Source organism: Kitasatospora sp. NPDC058965 (assembly GCF_042741245.1).
Lineage (GTDB): Bacteria > Actinomycetota > Actinomycetes > Streptomycetales > Streptomycetaceae > Kitasatospora.
The window spans coordinates 1-4,796 of sequence record NZ_JBHYKG010000469.1 but is presented as its reverse complement, the minus strand read 5'-3'; the positions used below and the strand labels follow the sequence as shown (position 1 = coordinate 4,796).

Genomic DNA, 4,796 nt, shown 5'->3' with positions numbered 1-4,796 from the left:
GGAGCCATCAACGTTCTACGGGCCGGGCTGGTCCGTCGCGAGGCCAACCCGGCTTAGCGAGAAGCCCCGGCGTTTACGCCGGGGAGGAGTCACGTCGACCACGCGCATCCGGCTCACGACGAAGACCTCGCACCGGTTGACGTGCACCGCGTACACGTCGTCGCCGGGACGCGCGCCCGACCAGGAAGGCAGCGAGGTGTGGACGCCGCCGAAGGCGACCGGCGGGCGTTCACCCACGCGACCGGCCTTGCGCAGCTCGCGGCAGGTGTACTGGGTCCACAGGACGGTGAAGGCATCGGGCATGAAGCGATGGTAGGAGCGAGGTTGGACAGTCCCCGCTGCCGGACCGTCAGGGAGCGGGCCGGGGCGTAGGGTGGTCGGGGGCGTACGATCCGACGGGGTGTCGGGGGAGGCCCAAGGGACATCGAGGCAGCGGGAGTTGCCCGAAATCCTGGCCGAACGGCTCCGGACCGGCGGGGTGGGCGGCCGTAGGGTCCGCGTGTGAGCATCTGGACCGCCCTTGAACCCGCTTCCACCACCGTCGATCCCGGCAGCAATGCGGCTGTCACGCTGCGGCTGCGCAACACCGGGGACCTCGTCGAGGAGTACCGGATCGAGGTGGTGGGCGACTGCGCGCCGTGGGTGGTGGTGGAGCCCGCGACGCTGAAGCTGTTGCCGCAGGGCTCCGGCAGCGTGCGGCTGACCTTCACCGTGCCGCGCGGTCCGGAGGCGGCGGCGGGGCCGCACCCGTTCGGGGTGCGGGTGACGCCGAGCGAGCAGCCGGAGGCGGCGCAGGTGCCGGAGGGCGTGCTGACGGTCACGCCGTTCACCGCGCTGGTGGGGGAGTTGGTGCCGCCCGTCACGCGCGGGCGGCTGCGCGGGCGGGCCAGGCTGGCGGTGGACAACGTCGGGAACGTGCCCGCCACCGTCTCGCTGCTGGGCCGGGAGAGCGGGACGCAGCTCGGCTGCGACATCCGCCCCTCCTCGGTGCGGATCGAGCCGGGCCGCGCGGTCTTCGCCGAGGTGCGCGTGCGCCCGGAGCAGGTGCTGTGGACCGGACGCAAGGAGCGCCACGGCTACGGCGTGCTGCTGCAGCGTTCGGGCGCGGCGCCGCAGCCGGTCGAGGGGACCTACCTGCAGTCGGCCGTGCTGCCGGGGTGGGCGACCAAGGCGGGGCTGGTGGCCCTGGCGCTGGGTACCGCGTGCGTGGCGCTCTGGCTCACCACCGACCCGTCGGTCTCCTCCCGTGCGCACGACCTGGCGCTGGCCGCCGCGCCGGTGGCCGGCGGGGCGCCCTCGCCCGTGCCGCTCGCGCCGACGCCCGCCCCGAGTGCCGCGCCGGCCTCCCCCGGCCAGCCGCAGGCGCCCGCCGCGCAGCCCGGGTCGGGCCAGACCTCCGCCGCACCGGCCGCGCAGCAGCCGGCGCAGCCCGCCCAGACCAAGGCCGCGCAGCCGCAGCAGCCGGCCCCGCAGCAGCCCGCCCCGCAACCCGCCCCCCAGAAGCCGGCGCCGCAGCAGCCGGCCCCGGCCCCGGCGGGCATGAAGTCGGGCCGGATCCGCAACACCGGTGACGGCCTGATCGTGGACATCTACAGCGGCACCACCACCAACGGCACCGGGCTGACCGTCATCGACTACCGCCCGGCCAACACCGGTCAGGGCTGGAACCAGCCGCACAACGGCAGCGACAGCACCTTCCTGCGGTTCGAGAACCAGCTGGAGCCGTCCGGCAGCGTGGTGGTGATGGACGAGGACCAGGCCAGCCACCGGGTGCAGCTGTGGGCGTGGGGCGGCGGGCAGAACCAGGAGTGGTGGCTGGACAGCACCACCACGCCCGGCTCCTCCTACATCCACAACCGGGCCACCGGCGACTGCCTGACGGACAACGGGTCGGGCCAGCAGGTCACCGCCGTCACCTGTCGGACCGGCGACCCGGCCCAGCTGTGGACCTTCTCCTGAGCGACTGCCGCGCCGGGTAGCCGGGTAGCCGGGCACTGGTACGCCCCGCGGGCTTACAGGTACCCCTCGCGCAGGGCGTGGGCCACGGCGTGCGGGCGGTTGCGCAGGTTCATCCGGGTCATCACGCCGTAGAGCACGTTCTTGACGGTGCGCTGGGAGTAGCAGAGCCGGCTGGCGATCTCGTTGGAGTCCAGGCCCTCGGCGACCAGGCGCAGCACGTCGCGCTCGCGCTCGGAGAGCCCGCCGCCGGTCACCGTGCCGGCGGCGGCCCGGCCCTGGGCGGCGCCGCGGTGGAGCTGGGCGAGCTGGGTCATCAGCCGGCCCACGAGCTCGGGCGGCAGGGTGCCGTCGCCGTTGGCGGCGGCCAGGATCGCCCGCAGCAGGCCCTCCTCGCCGGCCTGCGCGCGCCACACCACCGCGGTCACCCCGCACTCGACCAGCCGGCCCAGCTCGCCCTCGCGCAGCTGCGGGACCACCAGGACCTGGCGGGTGCGCCGGGTGCGGTGCAGGCGGCGCAGCAGGACGGTGGTCGGCTCGTCGAGCGCTTCGGCGACCACCACGGCCACCGCGGTGGGCGGTGCGGCGCCGTCGGGGGCGGTGCCGGCGGTGCGGTCGGCGTCGGCGTCGTCGGCGTGGATGGCCGGGTCGACCAGGGTGACCTCCGGACGGTGCCTCAGCTGTCCGGCCACGCCCGCTCTGGAGATGGGATCGGTGGCGTGGACGGCTACCGTGATGCGCTGCACTCTGGTTCTCCTGACTGCTGGTGCCTCCCGCCCGGACGGTGGGGGAGAGGGTTCGCCGGCCCGCCGGACAGGCTGTCAGGAGCTCATAAACAAGCAATAACCAGGAACGCGCAGGCCACGGACCGGAAGGCCCGCGCCTCAGTGCCCGCCCGCCCCGCCTCAGTGCCCGCCCGCCCCGCCTCAGTGCCCGCCCGGCAGCGGCGGCACCGAGTCCAGCAGCCGGGCCAGGTCGGCGTCGGCCAGCCGGTAGCGGACCACCCGCCCGTCCTTGGCGGCGGTGACCGAGCCCGCGACCCGCAGCAGCCGCAGGATCTGCGAGACGGCGGTCTCGCTGATGCCGGTGGCCAGCGCCAGGTCGGTGACCGCGATCGGCCCGGCCCGGTGCACGGCCAGCAGCACCGAGAGCCGGCCGGGCTCGCCCAGGAGGGAGAACCGGTCGGCCCAGGCGCGGACCGACTCCGGCTCGCCGATGCCGGCGATGGCTTCGCAGACCGTGTGCTCGTCGATGGGGCGGCGGTGTGCGCGCTCCTCGGGGACCAAGTGCATGGGAGCCATCATTCACCACCCGGCGCACGTGACATGCGACACCTGCACACCTGTGCAGGCTTGTGGGTGAGCAGCCGTCACCTCTACGGTGGACCAGCCGTGGTGTTCGGGAAGACCGGTGCACTGTGTTCGTCACAGGAGTCCGGAGCGGCCCTCGCCACTGTGATCGGGGAGCTCCCGCATCGAGCCCGTGCCCTTGTGGCACGGGCGGTCACTGGACACCGCGTGTCCGGGAAGGCCTGGTGCGGGCGCGTCATCACCCGTCAGCCAGGAGACCGGCCACGGCACCGCAGGATGACCTCCCCCAGCTTCGGCCGGGAGGTGCCCCCAACGAGGTGCTGGAGAGGCTGCCCCACTATGACCATGCCCGAAACCGCTGCTGCCCTGCCCGGAAAGTCCGGATCTTCCGGAAAGACCGGGGGGAGCGGCGGGACGACCGTGCTGCGCTGGGAACGGAAGGACTGGATCCGCACCGGCGGCCTGATGGCGGTGATCGTCGCCATGCACGTGGTCGCGTTCACCGTGCTGATCGCGATGGTCGCGCCGCACCACTACACCGTCGGCACCCAGGTGTTCGGCCTGGGCCTGGGCGTCACCGCCTACACCCTGGGCATGCGGCACGCCTTCGACGCCGACCACATCGCCGCGATCGACAACACCACCCGCAAGCTGATGGCCGACGGGAAGCGCCCGGTCTCGGTGGGCTTCTGGTTCGCGCTGGGCCACTCCAGCATCGTGGTGGTGCTGGCCACCCTGATCGCCAGCGGCGCCAAGGCGGTCGGCGCGCTGACCAACGACGACTCCAGCACCCACAAGGTGCTCGGGGTGGTGAGCACCAGCGTCTCCGGCGGCTTCCTCTACCTGATCGCCGCGCTCAACGTGGTCTCGCTGGTCGGGATCTACCGGATCTTCAAGGCGATGAAGGCGGGGCAGTTCGACGAGCACGAGCTGGAGAAGCACCTGGACAGCCGGGGGTTCGTCAACCGGATCCTGGGGCGGCTGACCAAGTCGATCACCCGCCCGGGGCAGATGTTCCTGATCGGCCTGCTGTTCGGCGTCGGGTTCGACACCGCCACCGAGGTCACCCTGATGGTGATGGCCGGCTCCGGCGCGGCCGCGGGGCTGCCCTGGTACGCGGTGCTCTGCCTGCCGCTGCTCTTCGCCTCGGGGATGAGCCTGTTCGACACCCTGGACGGCACGTTCATGAACTTCGCCTACCACTGGGCGTTCTCCAACCCGGCCCGCAAGGTCTACTACAACCTGACCATCACCGGCCTCTCGATCGCGGTGGCGTTCCTGATCGGCACGATCGAGCTGGTCGGGGTGCTGCACGACCAGCTCGACCTCACCGACCCCGTGACGGGCTGGATCTCCGGGATCGACCTGAACAACGTGGGCTTCGTGATCGTCGGGATCTTCGTCGTGGTCTGGGCGGTGGCGCTGACGTACTGGCGGGTCGCCAAGGTGGAGAGCCGCTGGGCGGCGAAGGGTTGACGGTGCGCAGCCTGCGACGCTGACGGCGCGCAAGCTGCGACGGGGGCGCAGGGC

The 4,796-nt window shown here is 72.8% G+C and carries 5 protein-coding genes and 1 riboswitch; of the genes, 2 read left to right on the top strand and 3 right to left on the bottom strand.

Annotated features, from left to right (window positions below):
• Positions 1–15: 15 nt before the first annotated feature.
• On the bottom strand, positions 16–303 hold the full coding sequence (locus tag ACFW1A_RS38655; RefSeq protein ID WP_380418043.1) for a hypothetical protein: 288 nt from the start codon (positions 301–303) through the stop codon (positions 16–18).
• A 198-nt stretch (positions 304–501) separates the two neighbouring features.
• Here ACFW1A_RS38655 and ACFW1A_RS38650 point away from each other — a divergent pair, with 198 nt between their 5' ends.
• Positions 502–1,959, top strand: coding sequence for a ricin-type beta-trefoil lectin domain protein (locus ACFW1A_RS38650; RefSeq protein ID WP_380418040.1), 1,458 nt, complete (start codon positions 502–504; stop codon positions 1,957–1,959).
• 53 nt (positions 1,960–2,012) lie between these two features.
• Here ACFW1A_RS38650 and ACFW1A_RS38645 read toward each other — a convergent pair whose 3' ends face one another.
• Together ACFW1A_RS38645 and ACFW1A_RS38640 are read right to left on the bottom strand one after the other, a co-directional pair.
• Positions 2,013–2,702 (bottom strand): LuxR C-terminal-related transcriptional regulator, encoded by a 690-nt coding sequence (locus tag ACFW1A_RS38645; protein ID WP_380418037.1) that lies wholly within the window; start codon positions 2,700–2,702, stop codon positions 2,013–2,015.
• A 180-nt stretch (positions 2,703–2,882) separates the two neighbouring features.
• On the bottom strand, positions 2,883–3,248 hold the full coding sequence (locus ACFW1A_RS38640; protein WP_380418035.1) for an ArsR/SmtB family transcription factor: 366 nt from the start codon (positions 3,246–3,248) through the stop codon (positions 2,883–2,885).
• An 83-nt stretch (positions 3,249–3,331) separates the two neighbouring features.
• A riboswitch (cobalamin riboswitch) is annotated at positions 3,332–3,547 on the top strand.
• Between the two features lie 184 nt (positions 3,548–3,731).
• Here ACFW1A_RS38640 and ACFW1A_RS38635 point away from each other — a divergent pair.
• Complete coding sequence (locus ACFW1A_RS38635) at positions 3,732–4,742, top strand: HoxN/HupN/NixA family nickel/cobalt transporter (protein WP_380418046.1); 1,011 nt, start codon at positions 3,732–3,734, stop codon at positions 4,740–4,742.
• Positions 4,743–4,796: the final 54 nt, after the last annotated feature.

What these genes read in the sequence shown, in the direction of transcription:
- ACFW1A_RS38635 (WP_380418046.1), top strand. Translation starts at nt 3,732, where the DNA reads ATGGCGGTGATCGTCGCCATGCACGTGGTCGCGTTCACCGTGCTGATC.
- ACFW1A_RS38655 (WP_380418043.1), bottom strand. Translation starts at nt 303, where the DNA reads ATGCCCGATGCCTTCACCGTCCTGTGGACCCAGTACACCTGCCGCGAG.
- ACFW1A_RS38640 (WP_380418035.1), bottom strand. Translation starts at nt 3,248, where the DNA reads ATGCACTTGGTCCCCGAGGAGCGCGCACACCGCCGCCCCATCGACGAG.